13 protein-coding genes and 1 riboswitch are annotated in these 15560 nt (G+C 55.5%); of the genes, 4 read left to right on the top strand and 9 right to left on the bottom strand.

Annotation, left to right across the window (positions count from 1 at the left end):
* Positions 1 to 36: 36 nt before the first annotated feature.
* Together recO and CE153_RS04355 are read left to right on the top strand one after the other, a co-directional pair.
* Complete coding sequence (gene recO / locus CE153_RS04360; RefSeq protein WP_099595241.1) at positions 37 to 765, top strand: DNA repair protein RecO; 729 nt, start codon at positions 37 to 39, stop codon at positions 763 to 765.
* Positions 766 to 770: 5 nt separating this feature from the next.
* Positions 771 to 1562: an isoprenyl transferase gene (locus CE153_RS04355; RefSeq protein WP_099571363.1), complete on the top strand. Its 792-nt coding sequence runs from the start codon at positions 771 to 773 to the stop codon at positions 1560 to 1562.
* A 61-nt stretch (positions 1563 to 1623) separates the two neighbouring features.
* Here CE153_RS04355 and CE153_RS04350 read toward each other — a convergent pair whose 3' ends face one another.
* The 9 genes from CE153_RS04350 to CE153_RS04310 all read right to left on the bottom strand — a co-directional run bounded on the left by CE153_RS04350 (position 1624) and on the right by CE153_RS04310 (position 12304).
* Positions 1624 to 2865: a nucleoside hydrolase gene (locus CE153_RS04350; RefSeq protein ID WP_099571362.1), complete on the bottom strand. Its 1242-nt coding sequence runs from the start codon at positions 2863 to 2865 to the stop codon at positions 1624 to 1626.
* Between the two features lie 188 nt (positions 2866 to 3053).
* Positions 3054 to 4151, bottom strand: coding sequence for an ABC transporter substrate-binding protein (locus tag CE153_RS04345; RefSeq protein ID WP_099595239.1), 1098 nt, complete (start codon positions 4149 to 4151; stop codon positions 3054 to 3056).
* 292 nt (positions 4152 to 4443) lie between these two features.
* Positions 4444 to 5292 carry an ABC transporter permease gene (locus CE153_RS04340; RefSeq protein WP_236824459.1) on the bottom strand — a complete coding sequence of 283 codons (849 nt, stop codon included), beginning with the start codon at positions 5290 to 5292 and terminating at the stop codon, positions 4444 to 4446.
* A 271-nt stretch (positions 5293 to 5563) separates the two neighbouring features.
* Entirely contained in the window at positions 5564 to 7120 is a 1557-nt protein-coding gene (locus tag CE153_RS04335; RefSeq protein WP_099595235.1) for a glycoside hydrolase family 32 protein, read from the bottom strand.
* 164 nt (positions 7121 to 7284) lie between these two features.
* Positions 7285 to 8610: an MFS transporter gene (locus tag CE153_RS04330; RefSeq protein WP_099595234.1), complete on the bottom strand. Its 1326-nt coding sequence runs from the start codon at positions 8608 to 8610 to the stop codon at positions 7285 to 7287.
* Positions 8611 to 8894: 284 nt separating this feature from the next.
* Entirely contained in the window at positions 8895 to 9938 is a 1044-nt protein-coding gene (locus tag CE153_RS04325; RefSeq protein WP_099595232.1) for a LacI family DNA-binding transcriptional regulator, read from the bottom strand.
* Between the two features lie 105 nt (positions 9939 to 10043).
* Positions 10044 to 10409: a thiamine-binding protein gene (locus CE153_RS04320; RefSeq protein ID WP_099571357.1), complete on the bottom strand. Its 366-nt coding sequence runs from the start codon at positions 10407 to 10409 to the stop codon at positions 10044 to 10046.
* A gap of 67 nt (positions 10410 to 10476) precedes the next feature.
* Positions 10477 to 11319: a bifunctional hydroxymethylpyrimidine kinase/phosphomethylpyrimidine kinase gene (gene thiD / locus CE153_RS04315; protein WP_099571356.1), complete on the bottom strand. Its 843-nt coding sequence runs from the start codon at positions 11317 to 11319 to the stop codon at positions 10477 to 10479.
* A gap of 115 nt (positions 11320 to 11434) precedes the next feature.
* Complete coding sequence (locus tag CE153_RS04310) at positions 11435 to 12304, bottom strand: hydroxyethylthiazole kinase (RefSeq protein ID WP_099595230.1); 870 nt, start codon at positions 12302 to 12304, stop codon at positions 11435 to 11437.
* Positions 12295 to 12403, bottom strand: a riboswitch (TPP riboswitch). Its footprint overlaps the gene before it by 10 nt.
* A gap of 409 nt (positions 12404 to 12812) precedes the next feature.
* Here CE153_RS04310 and CE153_RS04305 point away from each other — a divergent pair.
* Both CE153_RS04305 and dusB read left to right on the top strand, forming a co-directional pair.
* Positions 12813 to 14288 (top strand): glycine--tRNA ligase, encoded by a 1476-nt coding sequence (locus tag CE153_RS04305; RefSeq protein WP_099571354.1) that lies wholly within the window; start codon positions 12813 to 12815, stop codon positions 14286 to 14288.
* Positions 14289 to 14317: 29 nt separating this feature from the next.
* The gene (gene dusB, locus CE153_RS04300) at positions 14318 to 15547 is read left to right on the top strand and encodes a tRNA dihydrouridine synthase DusB (protein WP_099571353.1); all 1230 of its coding nucleotides are present in this window, start codon (positions 14318 to 14320) and stop codon (positions 15545 to 15547) included.
* Positions 15548 to 15560: the final 13 nt, after the last annotated feature.

The raw sequence follows: 15560 nt of genomic DNA, 5'->3' as shown, positions 1-15560 counted from the left end.
GTTGGGAAAACGAGGCGAGGCAAAGGAGGCGTGTGAATGCCGCTGTATCAGGACGAGGGCGTGGTCTTGCGCACCGTCAAACTTGGCGAAGCTGATCGTATCGTCACTTTGCTGACACGCGACCATGGCAAAATCCGTGCCGTCGCCAAAGGCGTGCGCCGAACCAAATCGCGTTTCGGAGGTCGTTTGGAGCCTTTCATGCGCGTCTCGTTGCTTATTGCGGAAGGACGTTCGCTTGATGTGATTTCCCAAGCCGAGTCGGTGTCGGCGTATGCGAGAGGCATCTGCACCGATTTCAAGGCGTATACCGCGGCGAATGTGATTTGCGAAACGGCTGACAAGCTTGTGGTGACGGAGCATGAGCGTTCCGTGGCGCAGTATCGGCTGGTGTTGGGAGCATTGAATGCCCTTTCCAAGCATGCACATGAGTCTGCTGCGATTGGTGATTCCTACGTGATGCGTGCTCTTGCAATTGCTGGTTGGACGCCACGTTTGCGTGCCTGCGTGGTGTGCAGGGATCCGATTTCTACTGATCGTCCATGGTTCTTCTCGATTTCCGCGGGTGGTCTGATGTGTTCGACCGATCATATTCGTGAATCGTTTGACGTTTCGTGGAATGCGATCTGCCAGTTGCAGGCGCTTGTCGACGGCGATTGGGGAGAGCTGGACGGTACGGCATTGCTTCCGAAAACCCGCCAAATGGTGGAAAAATGGGGTGAATACTATTTGGAACGTCCGATTCGTTCCATGTGCTTGCTAGATTAGCGGGTATGGCTTTTGAGAACGTGGATTACAAGTCCCTTGACATTCCGGCGGCACCATTTTCGGACCCGTCGATTATTCCCGATTTTCCGAAGAACAAGGTTCCGCGCCATATCGGCGTGATTATGGACGGCAATGGTCGTTGGGCGCAGCAGCGTGGGCTGATTCGCACTGACGGACATCAGGCTGCCGAACCGGTGGTGTTCGACACCATCGCAGGTGCCATCGAAGCTGGTGTGCGTTACCTGTCGCTATATACGTTCTCCACGGAGAACTGGAAGCGTTCTCCGCAGGAAGTGCGCTTCCTGATGGGCTTCTCGCGTGACATCATCCATCGTCGTGTGGAACAGATGAACGAGTGGGGCGTGCGCGTGCGCTGGGCCGGCCGCCGTCCGAAACTATGGAAATCCGTTATCGACGAATTGGAAAAAGCACAGGAACGTACCAAAAACAACACGACCATCGACGTGGTGTTCTGCCTGAATTACGGCGGACGTGCCGAAATCGCGGATGCTTGCGCGGCAATCGCAAAGGAAGTGCGTGACGGCAAGATCTCCGGCGATCGCGTAACGGAAAAAATGATTGCCGAACACCTGTACAATCCTGATATTCCTGATTGCGATTTGGTGATTCGTACTTCCGGCGAACAGCGCACGTCGAACTTCCTGCCGTGGGAAGCGGCGTATGCCGAACTCGATTTCGTGCCGGAACTGTTCCCTGATTGCGGTCGAGACGTGCTATGGCGTTCGATCGATCACTACATTCACCGCGACCGTCGTTTCGGTGGCGTCAAAAAGTAGTGTTGCCTAATTGATCGCGTTCACTGCGGGGAGAGCATAAGGCTCTCCCCGTTTTGTATTGCTACAGAGACTTTATGCGGGTGGTGAAGTCAGAGACGAAACGATGGGAATCGACTTGAAGGGCCACGTGGATACGAGGGGCGTTGGAGTCGATCAGGCCGGCGGGGTCTCCGATGGTTCGGCCGCGCGTGCCATGGAAATCGCCGGTTTCGAGTTCAACTTTCATTGGCAGATCAATGCAGTTCACCAGTGACGGATCTACGGCGACAGCTGCGGCCAGTGGATCATGCAAAGGCATGCCTTGAGAAAACAGGCGTGCATCGGCTTTGTAATTCGCGGCAATGGAAAAATCAGCCATGCCAGCGAGGAATACGCGCACATCGGAAGCAGATGGGCCTGAGTCCGAACTTGAGGTTCGAGCTGAAGCTGCATTCGAATTACCGGCTGGATCACCAAGTGTGTCGGCATTTGCTGCTTCACGCCAAGCACGGGTTGTATCAGAACCCATCAGACATTGATGTGTCACGTCCAGACCGACCATAGTGATGTCTGCACCGGAATGGAACACACGATCCGCGGCTTCCGGATCCTGAATGATATTCGTTTCCGCAGTCAGATCCCAACAGTTGCCTTCCTGCGTCAACGTGCCGCCCATCATCACCAGTTTGAGTTTGCCCGCAATATCCGGAGCGGCCGCAATCGCAGCATCAATATCGGTCAACGGACCAGTCGCAACCACAGTGACGTCGAAACCATAAGCACGAACCTGATCAATAATGAACTGTACGCCCTCGGAAACCGAGTCGGCGGAAGAATCATCAGCATGAATAGAAGAAGCCGAATCCGTAGTAAGCGACAATTCAAACGAATCAACCGCAGGATTCGCATGAATATCATCCAACGCATATCCGCCAACGGAAATCAGACTGCGATAATCACGAGAAAAAACAGTATCAGAACCGGAATTACCCACAAAATTATCTGAAAAAGCATTATCTGAAGACGAACTATCGCAAGCCGGGCCGAATCCTCCCAATCCGTCCGTGCCATGGAATTGCGCACAACCTGCATCCGGAATGAAACACCGAGCCCACGAAGGATGCGACGATCCGCGCATCACCGGTATGTGCCGAAACCCCAACCGTTCCAGCACATACGAAGTATTGCGAACCGCAGTGTCGACAGAAACGTTGCCGTACGTGCCGATCACGCCAAGCACGTCAACCGTATCGAACGTCGCAAGATACGCCAACGCCAGCGCATCGTCGATACCGGTGTCCACATCAAGAATCAGTCGTGTCATATTTTTATTTAATCAAACTCGTGCAATGAAGCCAAGCGCAACGCATAAAGGTGCGGCATCCTACAAACCATGTTCAACCCGTACTGAGCAAGCAGTGCTGGGCATGAAATAAAAATGCAGGATGCCGTATTCCAATATTTCGATTATTCGCACATAAACGGGTTACAAACCTATTCGTTCAAACCCGATTATTTCAGGAACTCGTCGGTGGCGAGATCCTTGGCCTGCGGAGCGTCATGAATCACCTTGTCATGCGAATCGGTGTAGGCGTTTTCCTGCGCGAGGAAGTCGAAATACTGCTGTGCGCCTTCAACATCGTTCGTGCCGAACGTGAACGAACCGTCCTTGATCTTGGCAGGATCGCCCCAATACTGGCCATCCACAATGGTTTTCATGCTGTTCTTGACGAAATCGAGCTTAAGATTCGCATCGGGAGCCTCGTCCACAAGAATCTTCGCCGCATCGTTAGGATTCGAATATGCGTACTCGTAGCCCTTCTTGGTGGCCTGCACGAACTTCTTCACCAGCTCAGGATTCTTGGAAATCGTCTTGTCGTTGGTGATCACGCCAATAGTGTCGGCATTGCCGGGAACGCCGTAATCCGGTTCGGCAAAGCAGTTGAGCTTCGGGCCGTACATGTCAGCCTGCACACCCTCCCAAGTGGCGTAGAAGCCGCCGAAATCGGCCTTTTTGCTGGAAAGCGCTTGGAACGTGGATGTGCCGACGGTCACCTTGTCGAATTCGCCCTTGCCGCCGTCAAACTGGATCATGCGGCGGATCACCGCATCGGATTCGTTGGAACCGAAGGTGGCGAAGGTTTTGCCGTCGAAATCCTTTGGAGATTTGATTTCAGTGTTGGAAGCGAGCGAACACCAGATGGCGCTTGGCTTCTGCTGCACCTGCAGCACCTGCTTGATGGTTGCGCCCTTGATGGCATACGTGCCTACGTTGGTGAGATTCGACAATGCGAAGTCGGCCACGCCGTTGTTCACAGCTTGTTCGGCACCGGCCTGTGCCACGGCCACGATATTGACGTCAAGACCTGCCTTTTTGAAATAGCCCTTGTTTTTTGCCACATATACGCCGATATGATTGGTGTCGGGCGCCCAGGACAGCATGAAGGTCACTTTGGTCAGACCGCTGCCGTCTGTTGCGCTTGTTGCGGAATCGTTGCTTTGCCCGCATGCGGTGACGCTGAACAGCATGGCGATTGCGCTGAAGAGTGCGATGATTTTACCTGCGATGTGAGTATGTGCGGTGGCGTCATGCCTGCTGAAGATGCTCATAAAGCGATTTCCCTTGAATCTATCTTCTCTACCGTTTTCTAGGGATGTGCTGCGAGCGGAGTTCGGGCAGAAAACGATACGAAGGGCCTAAGGCCCCCGCTCGTCCAATGCCCCCGACGTTCCTTATGGTGCCTGTTGAAAGGCTGTGGAACATTGCCGGTTTGCCACACATTGGCTTAACAGCGGGTTTTATTATATGCAGTCAGTGTGACCGTCTGCATGATGCGGAGTGGCGGATTGCCGCGTGCTTTTGGAAAGGCGGGTGATTGCCGTAATGAGGTACGCGCGCGATTTACTGGTCCGCGTCGGGATCGGCGTCAGCGTCGGCAGGGCCAAGCAATATGCGTTCGCTCAGGTTCACCACAATCATCAATATGCCGGTGATGGCGATGATGACAAGCGTTGCCGCAAAGATCAGCGGCGTGCGGAACGAATTGTAGGCGGCCTGTAGCCAAATGCCAAGACCCTTGCGTGCGCCCAAATATTCTGCGGTGGCGGCAGTGGCGAAAATGTATGCGCCGGAAACGCGGATGCCGCCATAAATCTGACGAGCGGCAACACGCAACTTCACATGCCACAGTGTCCACGCTTTCGTGGCACCACAAGTCAGCGCAACATCCGAATAAAACTGGGGGACCGCTTCAAGACCGCGAATCGTCTGCACTGCAATCGGGAATAAGCCGAATACTGTTACGATCACGATTTTTCCGGAAATTTCAAAACCGAACCAAATCAAGAACAGGGGAGCGATGGAAATCAACGGCATGGTCTGCGCGGCCGAAAGCAACGGGAACAATGCGGCGTTCGCAATGCGCGAACAGTACAACAATATGCCGATAAGAATGCCGAACAGTACGGCGAACAGAAAACCGACGGTGCCTTCAATCAGGGTAACTTGGGTGGCGGGCCATAACGTCGACCAGGTTTCGACGGTGGCCTGCGCGATTTCGCTCGGCGCGGCAATCATAGTGCTGGGCACATTGCCGATACGAACCCACGCCTCCCAAATCACTAACAGCAACACTACTGCGATGACTGTGGGAATGCGGCGCTTGCAGATACTCAAAACAGTGGAGAAATATCGTGAGATTACTGACTGAGCATGCTCAGAGTGTATGTGTTGAACGTGCGAAACCGCCATCGTTCACCTTGCTTTCTGCGCCATAGTGGGCGCGCACGTGACCGGTGGCGAGAAATCAGTAAGGTGAGGAGCCTGCCCGCGTTCCGGTCAGAAAAGTTCATTACCGGGGTGTTAGTATAAAGCACTCCCTAAACCACGTTCTGAAACGAAAATCGTTTTTCAAACCAAAACGTAAGTCACAACTTGCGGCATAACGCAAGGTGGGTTCCGCATCTTGCCTGACACGGAACCCACCTTACTATTTACCCCTTGCTACTGCCCTGGATCAGCTTCACTCCAGTCCGATGGACTTCATGGTGTGGAGCTTCAGGGACTTGATCTCAAGCGTGCCGGATTCGGCAACAAGCTTGATGGCGCGCGGGCCTTCGGAAGCGTAGCTGAAGGAGCTCATGGCCTGGTGACCGTCGTTCACATACACTTCCACGCAGCCGCGATCCACAAACACGCGCAGCTTGAGTTCGCCGGAAGCCAGTTCCTCGGTGGAAAGCGGGGCGGTACGGTAGCCGCGATCACCCTGGGCTGCGGCCTGACGATCGACCACCATACGACCGATCTGATCGTCGAACGCAACGTACGTGTAAGCGCCATCTTCAGTCGCGTGAATCTTCAGACCAGCACGTTCCGCAGTGGAGGCGTTGAGATCGATGGTCATTTCGATTTCCACGGCTTCAGCATCATCAGCAATGGTCTGCTCGCCATTGACACCCAGTGAGATTGCGCCGAAATCGGTGGTGTTTTCACGCAAGCCCTTCATTTCGGCAACTGGAGCAGTGTGCAGGTCGCCGTCGGCACCCAGCGTGATCTCACGTGGAAGGGTCATGTTGCCGCACCAGCCGTCATCCTGCATCGGAATCGGCTCAACGAACGGGCTCATCCAGCCGTATACGATTTGGCGTTCGCCGTCGTTGAACGACTGTGGAGCGTAATAGTTGTGGCCGCAATCCCACAAGCGGAACTCGGTTTCCGGCTGGAACGCCTCACCCGGAGTCCATGTGCCGATCATGTAGCCGGCATTGGAAACGTTGCGGTTCATGAAGCCGGAAGCCTTGGTGCCCATGGCGGAGAAGCCGATAACCCACTTCTCGTTGCCTTCGGCGTCCTTGATCGGGAAGAAGTCCGGGCATTCAAGCATGAAGACGTTCGGATCCGGGTGTTCGAACAGTACGCGTTCGTAGGTCCAACGAACCATGTCATCGGAGGAGAACAGCCACATCTGGCCGCGCTTCTCGGCAGAGGAGACACCGAAGGTCATGTACCACTTGTCGCCGGTCTTCCAGACCTTCGGATCTCGGTAGTGGTGGTTGACCTTGTCGGTCGGGCAATCAATGATCATGCCGCGCTTGGTGGCGCTGGTCAGCTCATCGTTGTCTGGTTCGGCGAGCATCTGTACCTGCCAGTCGCCGCCAGTGTTGTCCTTGCCGTTGGCCCAACGGTGGCCGGTGTAGTAGAACTTGAGTTCGCCGTCGTCGCCAATCACTGCGGAACCGGAGAAGACGCCGTCCTTTTCCTCTTCCAGAGACGGGGCGAACATAATCGGTTCACGCTTCCAATTGACCATATCGGCGGAGGAGACGTGGCCCCAATGCATCGGGCCCCACTGGGTGCCATACGGGTGCAGCTGGTAGAAGACGTGCCAACGGCCCTTGTAGAAGCACAGGCCGTTCGGATCGTTGATCCAACCGCCGTTGGATGCGATGTGGAACTTCGGGTACCAGCGGTTGTTTCGTTCGGCGGCCATGGCCGCAACGCCTGCTTCCGCCTGTGCCAGAGCTTCGCTGTGGTTCTTGATTTCGTGGAGGACGGGTGCATCCGGAGTGAAGTCAGTCATCGTTGAACAGCCTTTCTTAATGATTGTTGAATCTTGCGATTGTTGAATTGTTGCGTATTGAGTTTTTAAGTGAGAGTTTTTAAGAATGCTGCCCGAAGCGGAAAAAGGGTGAAACGCTTCGAGCAGCACGATTTAGTTGTGTTCTTGCTGATTTTGGCGTACGCTCAGGCGTTCGCTTCAGCTGCGGCTTGGGCCTTGAGCTGCTTATCGGTGTAGAACGGATCACCGCCGACTTCCTGGTCGTCCTTCTTGATCACGAAGAAGCCGTAGACCAGAGCGGCGAACACGATGCCGGAGATGGTGAAGAAGGTCGGACGGTCGCCCATGGCGTCGTGCAGAGCACCCATCGGGGTGGAGAAGATCACCTGTCCGATCTGGGAAGCGATCTGGAAGCCCACCATGTACAGGGTTGCCGACAGCTTGGTATCGAAGTGCAGGGTGAAGTAGCGGAATGCCGGTAGGCAGAATAGCGGAACCTCGATCGAGTGGAACAGCTTGACGATGGAGACGCTGACCGGATCGTGGAACACGCCGCACAGTCCGATACGCAGGAACATCACGGTTGCGCCGAGCAGCAGGGAGTTACGAACGCCGATCTTCTTCATGATGATCGGGACGACGCCCATCATGGCGGACTCGAGGAACACCTGGAAGGAGTTCAGGGTGCCGTAGGTGGCGTTGCCGACTTCAGTGGAGGAGAAGAGGGAAGCGTAGTAGTTAGGGAACATCTGCTGGTCGAACACGGTGTAGAAGGTGTTGGTGAACAGCATGAAGACGATGAGCACCCACAGGGTCGGCATCTTCAGAACGGAGATCATCTCTTTGAAGGATGGGTTGGTTGGAGCCGCGTTCGGATCGGCTTCCTTCTTGAGTTCTTCCTTCTGCTCGGCCGGAACCCAGAAAGCGTAGATGCACAGCATGCCAAGGCCGCAGATAGAGCCGACCCAGAAGTTCAGCAGTGGGTTGATGTTGAACAGGAAGCCTGCGCATAGTGCCACGATGGCGTAACCGAAGGAGCCCCAAGCGCGGGACTGGCCGTATTCGAAGCCGAACTTACGGGAGTAGCGTTCGGTGAGCGCTTCGAACAGGGAGCAGCCGGCCATGAAGCCTGCGGAGAGCACAATGGAGCCGATGAGCACGCCGATGAAACGGGTGGTGCCGCCGGCGGTCAGCATCGGGGCATACACGAACTGTACGAACGGGCCGACGAGCGCTGCGATGGCGGAGACGAAGATCACGAGCTTACGCTTGATGCCCAGTTGATCTTGGATGGCGCCATAGGCGAACATGATGACTAGGGTTGCCAAGGAATTGATGGAGTAGATCTGGCCCTGCTCTGCGGAGGTCATGCCCAGGCCGTGGGTCGGGTCGGTGAGCCAGCGGGAGAAGAAGGACCACCAGATGCCCCACGAGCAGAAGAACATGAAGATGCCGAAGGAGCTCTGCAGGTAGGAAGGATTCTTCCATGCAGATCGAGTGTTGCTTGCCATGTTGTTTTCTCTGTTTCTCTTTGTTGGTGCCGCTACCGCGCAGCACTTCATTGTTTGACCGATGCTGTGTTGTACCGTCATTCACCCGGCTTCCGTGCCAAGTGAATGAACATGGTTAAATAATAGCGTGTCAAACGATTGACGTCAATCGATTGACGTCAATAATTGCAACGCTTCTCAGAAGTGTTGCAATTAAGCCGAAATGAGGTATGAAAAAAGAAGGCCTTCGGCGTGTCGCAACAGACATGTCAAAAACCTTCTTGCATGATCTCAAATCAAGGAAATCAGCTTCGGACTGATCCCTTTTCTATCAGCGCACAATGGATCTTCGCGGGAATCGGCGAATCCAACGGTGGCAGGGGAGCGGTGGTGCTCGGCCAGGACGAGCTGTCGACAGGCTTGCGTTCGATCAGCGAAATCAGCTTGCAGGCAGCCCAATAACCCATCTCATAGTGGGGCAGCTCCACTGTGGTCAACTGCGGTTCCAGCGTTTCGGCAAACACGCGGTGGTTGTCGACGCCGACGATGGAAATATCCTTGCCGACAGTCAGTCCACGGCGTGCCGCGCATTCGTACACATACCACGCGCGCGCATCGTTGAAACAGAAGAAACCGTCGGGATTGCGTTCGTCGAACAGCTTGTCGACGGCGCGCAACGCCGGGCCATTATGGAGTACATTGCATACCAACGAAGGATCGTAGGTAAAACCGGAATCCTGCAACGCTGCCTGATATCCGGCAAAACGACCATCCTGCGCAATCATGTTTTCGGAACATCCGATATAGGCGATCCTCTCGCAATCGGCTTGAATCAGCCGTTTTGTGGCATCGTAGGCGATTTGGAATTCGTCTGGCTCGATGCTGGGGATCTGGTTGTCGGCATCGGTGGCATCCACCATCACTACCGGATAATCATCGAGGGATGCGGGCACGGTTGCAATGCGGTTCGACATCTTCGAATAGAAGAAACCATCCACGCCATACCGTTTCAATGTGGCGATTTCATTCTCTTCGCTTGCCTTGCCATCGGTGCTGACCGTGATGATCATATACCCGTAGGTGCTTGCCGCATCCTGCGCACCCAGAATGATGCCGCCTGCATACGGGGTGGTGGCGACTTCCTCGCTGATGAAGCCGAGAATTCGTGTGCGGCAAGTGCGTAGGCTGCGCGCCAGAGGATTGACCGTGTAGCCGAGTTCGTCCGCCTTCTCACGTATGAGTGCGGCCAACGGGGCTTTCACACGTCCCTCATCTCTGCCGTTAAGTACCAAGGAAACGGTGGAAATGGACACCCCTGCCGCTTCGGCAATTTCCTTCATCGTAGTCATGATCGCTACACTATACCTGAATCAATAAGAAAAGCGCGCCATTTCTTATAGATGACGCGCTTTTCGATTTTTTTTTTACGACGATATAACAGTCTATTGCCGGATTTATTCCGACAGGATTTCATCCACAAGCGCCTGCTTGGCGTGAATCTGACCTTCGAAACCCGGACGAATATCGAGACGGATCACCACGTCGGTGCGATAGCCTTGGCCAGCCAGCTTCAGGGTGGCGTCACGAATCACCTTGAGCACGTCGTCGATATCGCCTTCGATGTTGGTGAACATGGCGTTGGTTTCGCTCGGCAATCCGGATTGGCGGATCACGTCGACCGCCTGCGCCACGTACGTGGACTTTTCAGGGCTTGCTCCAGCGGGGGAAATGGCGACTGCGGCAAGCGTGTTGATATACGGCTTGCCTGTTTCCGGATTGATCGGCACTTCCTGCTTTTCCGCATTGCGATCAAGGGTCATGTTCGTTCCTTTCGTTGCGTTCCTATCGACTTGATATGGCTTGGATTGGATGGTGCGAATTTGGCTGTCAGCGCCATTTCCAAGCGTGATCCATCGGTCCGGATCCGTGACCGAGGTCAAGCTGTGCCTCCAAGGCTCCCGTCAGATACAGTTTTGCCCTGTCGACGGCTTCCGGCAATGTTTCGCCAAGCGCCAGATGCGACGCGATCGCCGAAGACAGCGTGCATCCGGTGCCATGCGTGTTCGGATTGTTGATACGACGCGCGCGGAACCAGGTGACTTTGCCGTTCGGCTCAACGAGCACATCACTGGCATCCTGCGTACCATGACCGCCCTTGACGAGCACCGCGCAGCCGAAATGGCCGGCGAGCATATGGCCTGCAGTCACCATGTCGTTCTCGCTGGAGATGCTCTCGCCATTCTCGTAGTCGATCGCGTCGGCACCCTGTTCGACGGCCAGCTCGCACAGCGCCTGGGTTTCCGGCATATTCGGCGTGATGACGGTGGCCAGCGGGAACAGCTTGGAAGTCAGTGCCGCAATCGCGTCATCTTCGATAAGCTTCGCGCCGGACGTTGCCACCATTACCGGATCAAGCACAATATTCGTGGCACCATGCGCAATCAGACGGTCGGCGATCACGTTGATGAGCTCCACGCTCGACACCATGCCAATCTTCACGGCGACCGGCGGAATATCTTCAAATACTGCGTCGATTTGCGCGGCGAGCATTTCCGGAGGAGTGTTCGTGACCATAGTCACGCCTGTGGTGTTCTGCGCGGTCAGTGCAGCGATGGCGGTCATGCCGAACACGCCATTGGCGATCATGGTTTTCAAATCCGCCTGAATGCCGGCACCACCGGAGGAATCCGATCCCGCGATGCTCAATACCGGTGGCAATGTGCTGGTCATGAATGACTCCTTACTTGCTCTTGCTTACTTGTGATCTGAAGTTTTGAAATACTCCGCATACGCAATTGCCGAACCCTGCATAACATGCCGCATAGTGTGCAGGGTTCGGCAAAGTCTAGTCGACGATGATTTCGGAGGCGGCGACTTCCTCGGCTGTGACGTTCCAAAGCGCATCGAGCAGCGCTACTTGGAAGGACCCCGGGCCTGAAGATTTCGCTTCGGCGATTTCGGAAGCCCTGTTGTACAGCAGTGAAGCGGAAATCGCAGCTACCAACGGTTCCGCTACGGCCAAGTATGTTGCGGTAACGCCGCCAAGTGAGCAGCCGGCGCCGATGATCTTCGTCATCATCGCGCTGCCGCCTGGCAGACGGAACACATGCTCGCCGTTGGTCACCAGATCGACTGCTCCGGAAACGGCCACCGCACCGGCGCCGGTGGGGGAGTGTTTGGCAAGATGACGAGCCACTCGTTTGGCTGCGTCAACAGCTGCATCGACCTCGTCCACAGCCTCCACGCCTGCCGGACGCGTGCCGGGAACGGTGGAATCGTTTTGTGCAAGACCCCACATCGCATCGAGTGCGATGATCTCGCTCGCATTGCCGCGCACGATGGTCGGCGGATAGGTGCGGAACGATTCGAGAATGGCGGTACGGGTTTTTCCGATGCCCGCGGCGACCGGGTCAAGCACCCACGTCTTGCCGTTCTTGTGTAGTTTGTAGGCGATTTCCGGCAGCGCATCTTTGAAGAACGGCAGCAACGTGCCCACATTGATGTAGTTCGATCCTGCGATTTCCGCGGTGTCGATTACATCGTCCGGTAGAAAGCTCATGGCGGCAGTGCCTCCGGCGGCAAGCTGTGCGTTGGCCACAAGATTCATCGTGACGAAATTGGTGAACGACTGCGCCAAAGGCGTGGTCGTTCGTACGTTGTTGACTGCCTGTGCAATCTGTTCGCGCAACGTTGCCGAAAATGAGTCATCGCTCATTGTCTGCTCCCTACGTTGGTCCTAACCAACAGGTTCAAAGGGTCAGGCATTCGCCTATCTCAGCTCCCACTTTCGTCGGAAGCCCCCCTGCATGTACATAACGTATCCAACCTATACAAAGGCCCTGACACTGTACTACTGACGTGGATGCCTTGCTCGAGGTGATTCACATCTGTGGTTATGATCCATCTTAAACAGCAGATAATTACATAGTTATTGTTGTTTAGATTCTGCTAAACCATGGATATGTAAATATGTGTATGGGGTTTGTACGGAGGCTTCTCGCTTATATATGGCAGTCCTCTCCGAAGAAAGGCCATATCGGGGGTGTGAAAATGGCCGGTTTGACTATTTGACCTACCATATATAAGCGAGAAGCCTCATGTCGAGATGTGGAATCTGCCATACGCAGGCGAGATACGACCCAATTGGGTGGCGTTCTGTCACCGCGTGAAGGTAGGCTTTGCGCTTGTAAAGACCCCAAACCGTTCAAACCAGAAGGTGCATTGTGGCTGTATCCAAACTCGATGAAGTCGTATCCCTCGCCAAGCGTCGTGGCTTTGTTTTCCCCGCCGGTGAAATCTACGGTGGAACCCGTTCCGCGTGGGATTACGGTCCGCTCGGCGTTGCGCTGAAAGACAATATCAAGCGCGAATGGTGGCGTTCCATGGTCGTCACCCGTGGCGACGTGGTGGGCGTTGACACGTCCATTATTCTTCCGCCGGCTGTGTGGGTGGCTTCCGGCCACGTGTCCGTGTTCAACGATCCGCTGATCGAATGCCTCAACTGCCACAAGCGCCACCGTGCGGATAAGCTTGAGGAATCCTATGCCGAAAAGCATGGCGACAAGCTGCCGGAAAACGGTCTCAAGGATATTGTGTGCCCGGATTGCGGCACCCGTGGCAACTGGACTGAACCGCGCGACTTCAACATGATGCTGCGCACCCACCTCGGACCGGTCGAAGACGAGAATTCGCTGCACTACCTGCGTCCGGAAACCGCGCAGGGCATTTTCGTGGACTTCAAGAACGTGATGACCTCTTCTCGTTCCAAGCCGCCGTTCGGCATCGCCAACATGGGCAAGTCCTTCCGTAATGAAATCACCCCGGGCAACTTCATCTTCCGTACCCGCGAGTTCGAACAGATGGAAATGGAATTCTTCGTGGCTCCGGGTACCGATGAGGAATGGCACCAGTACTGGATCGACGCACGCACCCAGTGGTACATCGATCTTGGCGTGAAACCGGAGAACCTGCGCCACTATGAGCATCCGAAGGAGAAGCTGGCCCACTATTCGAAGCGTACCGTCGACATTGAATACAAGTTCGGCTTCCAAGGATCCGATTGGGGTGAACTCGAAGGTGTGGCCAACCGTACTGACTTCGACCTTTCTGCACATGCCAAGCATTCCGGCGAGGACCTGAGCTACTTCAACCAGGCCACCGGCGAAAAGTACGTGCCGTACGTCATCGAGCCGGCCGCAGGCCTGACCCGCTCTCTCATGGCCTTCCTTGTTGATGCCTACGACGTTGACGAGGCGCCGAACACCAAGGGCGGCGTCGACAAGCGTACCGTGCTTCGTCTTGATCCGCGCCTGGCTCCGGTCAAGGCCGCAGTGCTGCCGTTGAGCAAGAAGCCGGAACTGCAGACCGTGGCACATGATCTGGCAGCCGACCTGCGTCAGCACGATTGGATGATCGACTACGACGAGGCCGGTGCGATCGGTCGTCGCTACCGTCGCGAAGACGAAATCGGCACCCCGCTGTGCATCACCGTCGACTTCGATACGCTCGACGATCAGGCCGTCACCATTCGTGAACGTGACACCATGCAGCAGGAGCGCGTCGCACTCGACAAGGTGGCCGATTACGTGTCTGCACGCATTGGCGAGAAGCATGTGCGCTACCCGCAGGTACCGGTCGAGATGGGCGGCGAGGCTTGGCCTGAGTCCGTCAAGATCGCCGAAGCCGGTGGCTTGTACTAAAACTGGTTACTGGTTACCATAGCGTTCTTATGCCAGATAGCATTGTGACTGCTTACGAGGAATCCGACGTGCTCGACCCGCGTACCGACGCGGTGAGGCCGTCGGTTCCTCCGGTTATTAAGCCTGTTGATTTAGGGTCGGTGCATGTTGAGACGCCGGTGGTGCTTTCGCCTATGGCGGGAGTGACCAACTGGCCGTTCCGCGTGATTTGCGAAAGCTACGGTCCTGACGGTCTGTACGTAGCTGAAATGATCACCGCGCGCGCGTTGGTTGCCCGCAATCCCAAAGCATTGCGGTTGTGTCATTTCGCTCCAAGCGAGAAGATTCGCTCGCTGCAACTGTATGGCGTGAATCCAGCAATCGTGGAACAGGCTGCGAAAATCGTCATCGACGAAAACATGGCCGACCACGTCGATCTGAATTTCGGATGCCCCGTACCCAAAGTGACCAGGCGTGGCGGCGGTTCGGCGTTGCCATGGAAGACGGATCTGTTCCGTGAGATTATCCAACGCGTGGTCAAGGTCTGTGATGCGGCCAATGTGCCTGTTACGGCGAAGATTCGTGTCGGCATCGACCACGAGCATGAGACGTTCCTTGAAGCCGGGCATATCGCGCAGGAGGAAGGTTGCAGGGCCGTTACCCTGCATGCGCGTACCACCGCCGAATATTACGGTGGGCATTCCGACTGGAGCAGAATCGGTGAACTGGTCGAAGCGCTAGATATTCCAGTGTTCGGCAACGGTGACATTTGGGGTGCGAACGATGCGCTTGCCATGGTTGCCGAAACCGGTTGCGCTGGTGTTGCGATCGGCCGTGGCTGTCAAGGCAGGCCGTGGCTGTTTGCCGATATCAAGAACGCGTTCGCCGGCTGCGACAAGCGTGTCGACCCTACATTGGGAGACGTGTGCCGTGTGGTTGAACGCCATGCGGAACTGTTGACCGAATTTTATGATGGCGACGAGCAGATGGCCGTGCATGATCTGCGTAAGCATATCGCGTGGTATCTCAAGGGATTCCCCGTTGGAGGCTCCACCCGTCGCGCTTTCATGGAATGTGAAAATCTTGAGGATGTCAGAACCGAAATAGGCAAGCTGGATCCCGACACCCGTTTCCCCGAACGAGTGGTCGACAAGCCAAGGGGGCGCGTGCGCTTCGCAAAGAAAGTGCATTTGCCCTACGGATGGTTGGAATCACGGGAAACGACGCATGATGAACGTCAGGCGCTGTTCGGCGATGATCCTATGGATGCCAGTTATTGAACATGACATGCTG

This window comes from Bifidobacterium sp. N4G05 (assembly GCF_002742445.1).
Classification (GTDB): Bacteria; Actinomycetota; Actinomycetes; order Actinomycetales; family Bifidobacteriaceae; genus Bifidobacterium; species Bifidobacterium hominis.
The sequence above is the reverse complement of the archived record's forward strand: the minus strand, read 5'-3'. Positions and strand labels throughout refer to the sequence as shown.

Bases quoted from the DNA above. Each gene is read 5' to 3' on its own strand.
- thiD (WP_099571356.1), bottom strand. From the start codon at position 11,319: ATGACCAGCACATTGCCACCGGTATTGAGCATCGCGGGATCGGATTCC.
- CE153_RS04355 (WP_099571363.1), top strand. From the start codon at position 771: ATGGCTTTTGAGAACGTGGATTACAAGTCCCTTGACATTCCGGCGGCA.
- CE153_RS04325 (WP_099595232.1), bottom strand. From the start codon at position 9,938: ATGACTACGATGAAGGAAATTGCCGAAGCGGCAGGGGTGTCCATTTCC.
- CE153_RS04320 (WP_099571357.1), bottom strand. From the start codon at position 10,409: ATGACCCTTGATCGCAATGCGGAAAAGCAGGAAGTGCCGATCAATCCG.
- CE153_RS04340 (WP_236824459.1), bottom strand. From the start codon at position 5,292: ATGGCGGTTTCGCACGTTCAACACATACACTCTGAGCATGCTCAGTCA.
- CE153_RS04310 (WP_099595230.1), bottom strand. From the start codon at position 12,304: ATGAGCGATGACTCATTTTCGGCAACGTTGCGCGAACAGATTGCACAG.
- CE153_RS04335 (WP_099595235.1), bottom strand. From the start codon at position 7,120: ATGACTGACTTCACTCCGGATGCACCCGTCCTCCACGAAATCAAGAAC.
- dusB (WP_099571353.1), top strand. From the start codon at position 14,318: ATGCCAGATAGCATTGTGACTGCTTACGAGGAATCCGACGTGCTCGAC.
- recO (WP_099595241.1), top strand. From the start codon at position 37: ATGCCGCTGTATCAGGACGAGGGCGTGGTCTTGCGCACCGTCAAACTT.
- CE153_RS04350 (WP_099571362.1), bottom strand. From the start codon at position 2,865: ATGACACGACTGATTCTTGATGTGGACACCGGTATCGACGATGCGCTG.
- CE153_RS04345 (WP_099595239.1), bottom strand. From the start codon at position 4,151: ATGAGCATCTTCAGCAGGCATGACGCCACCGCACATACTCACATCGCA.
- CE153_RS04330 (WP_099595234.1), bottom strand. From the start codon at position 8,610: ATGGCAAGCAACACTCGATCTGCATGGAAGAATCCTTCCTACCTGCAG.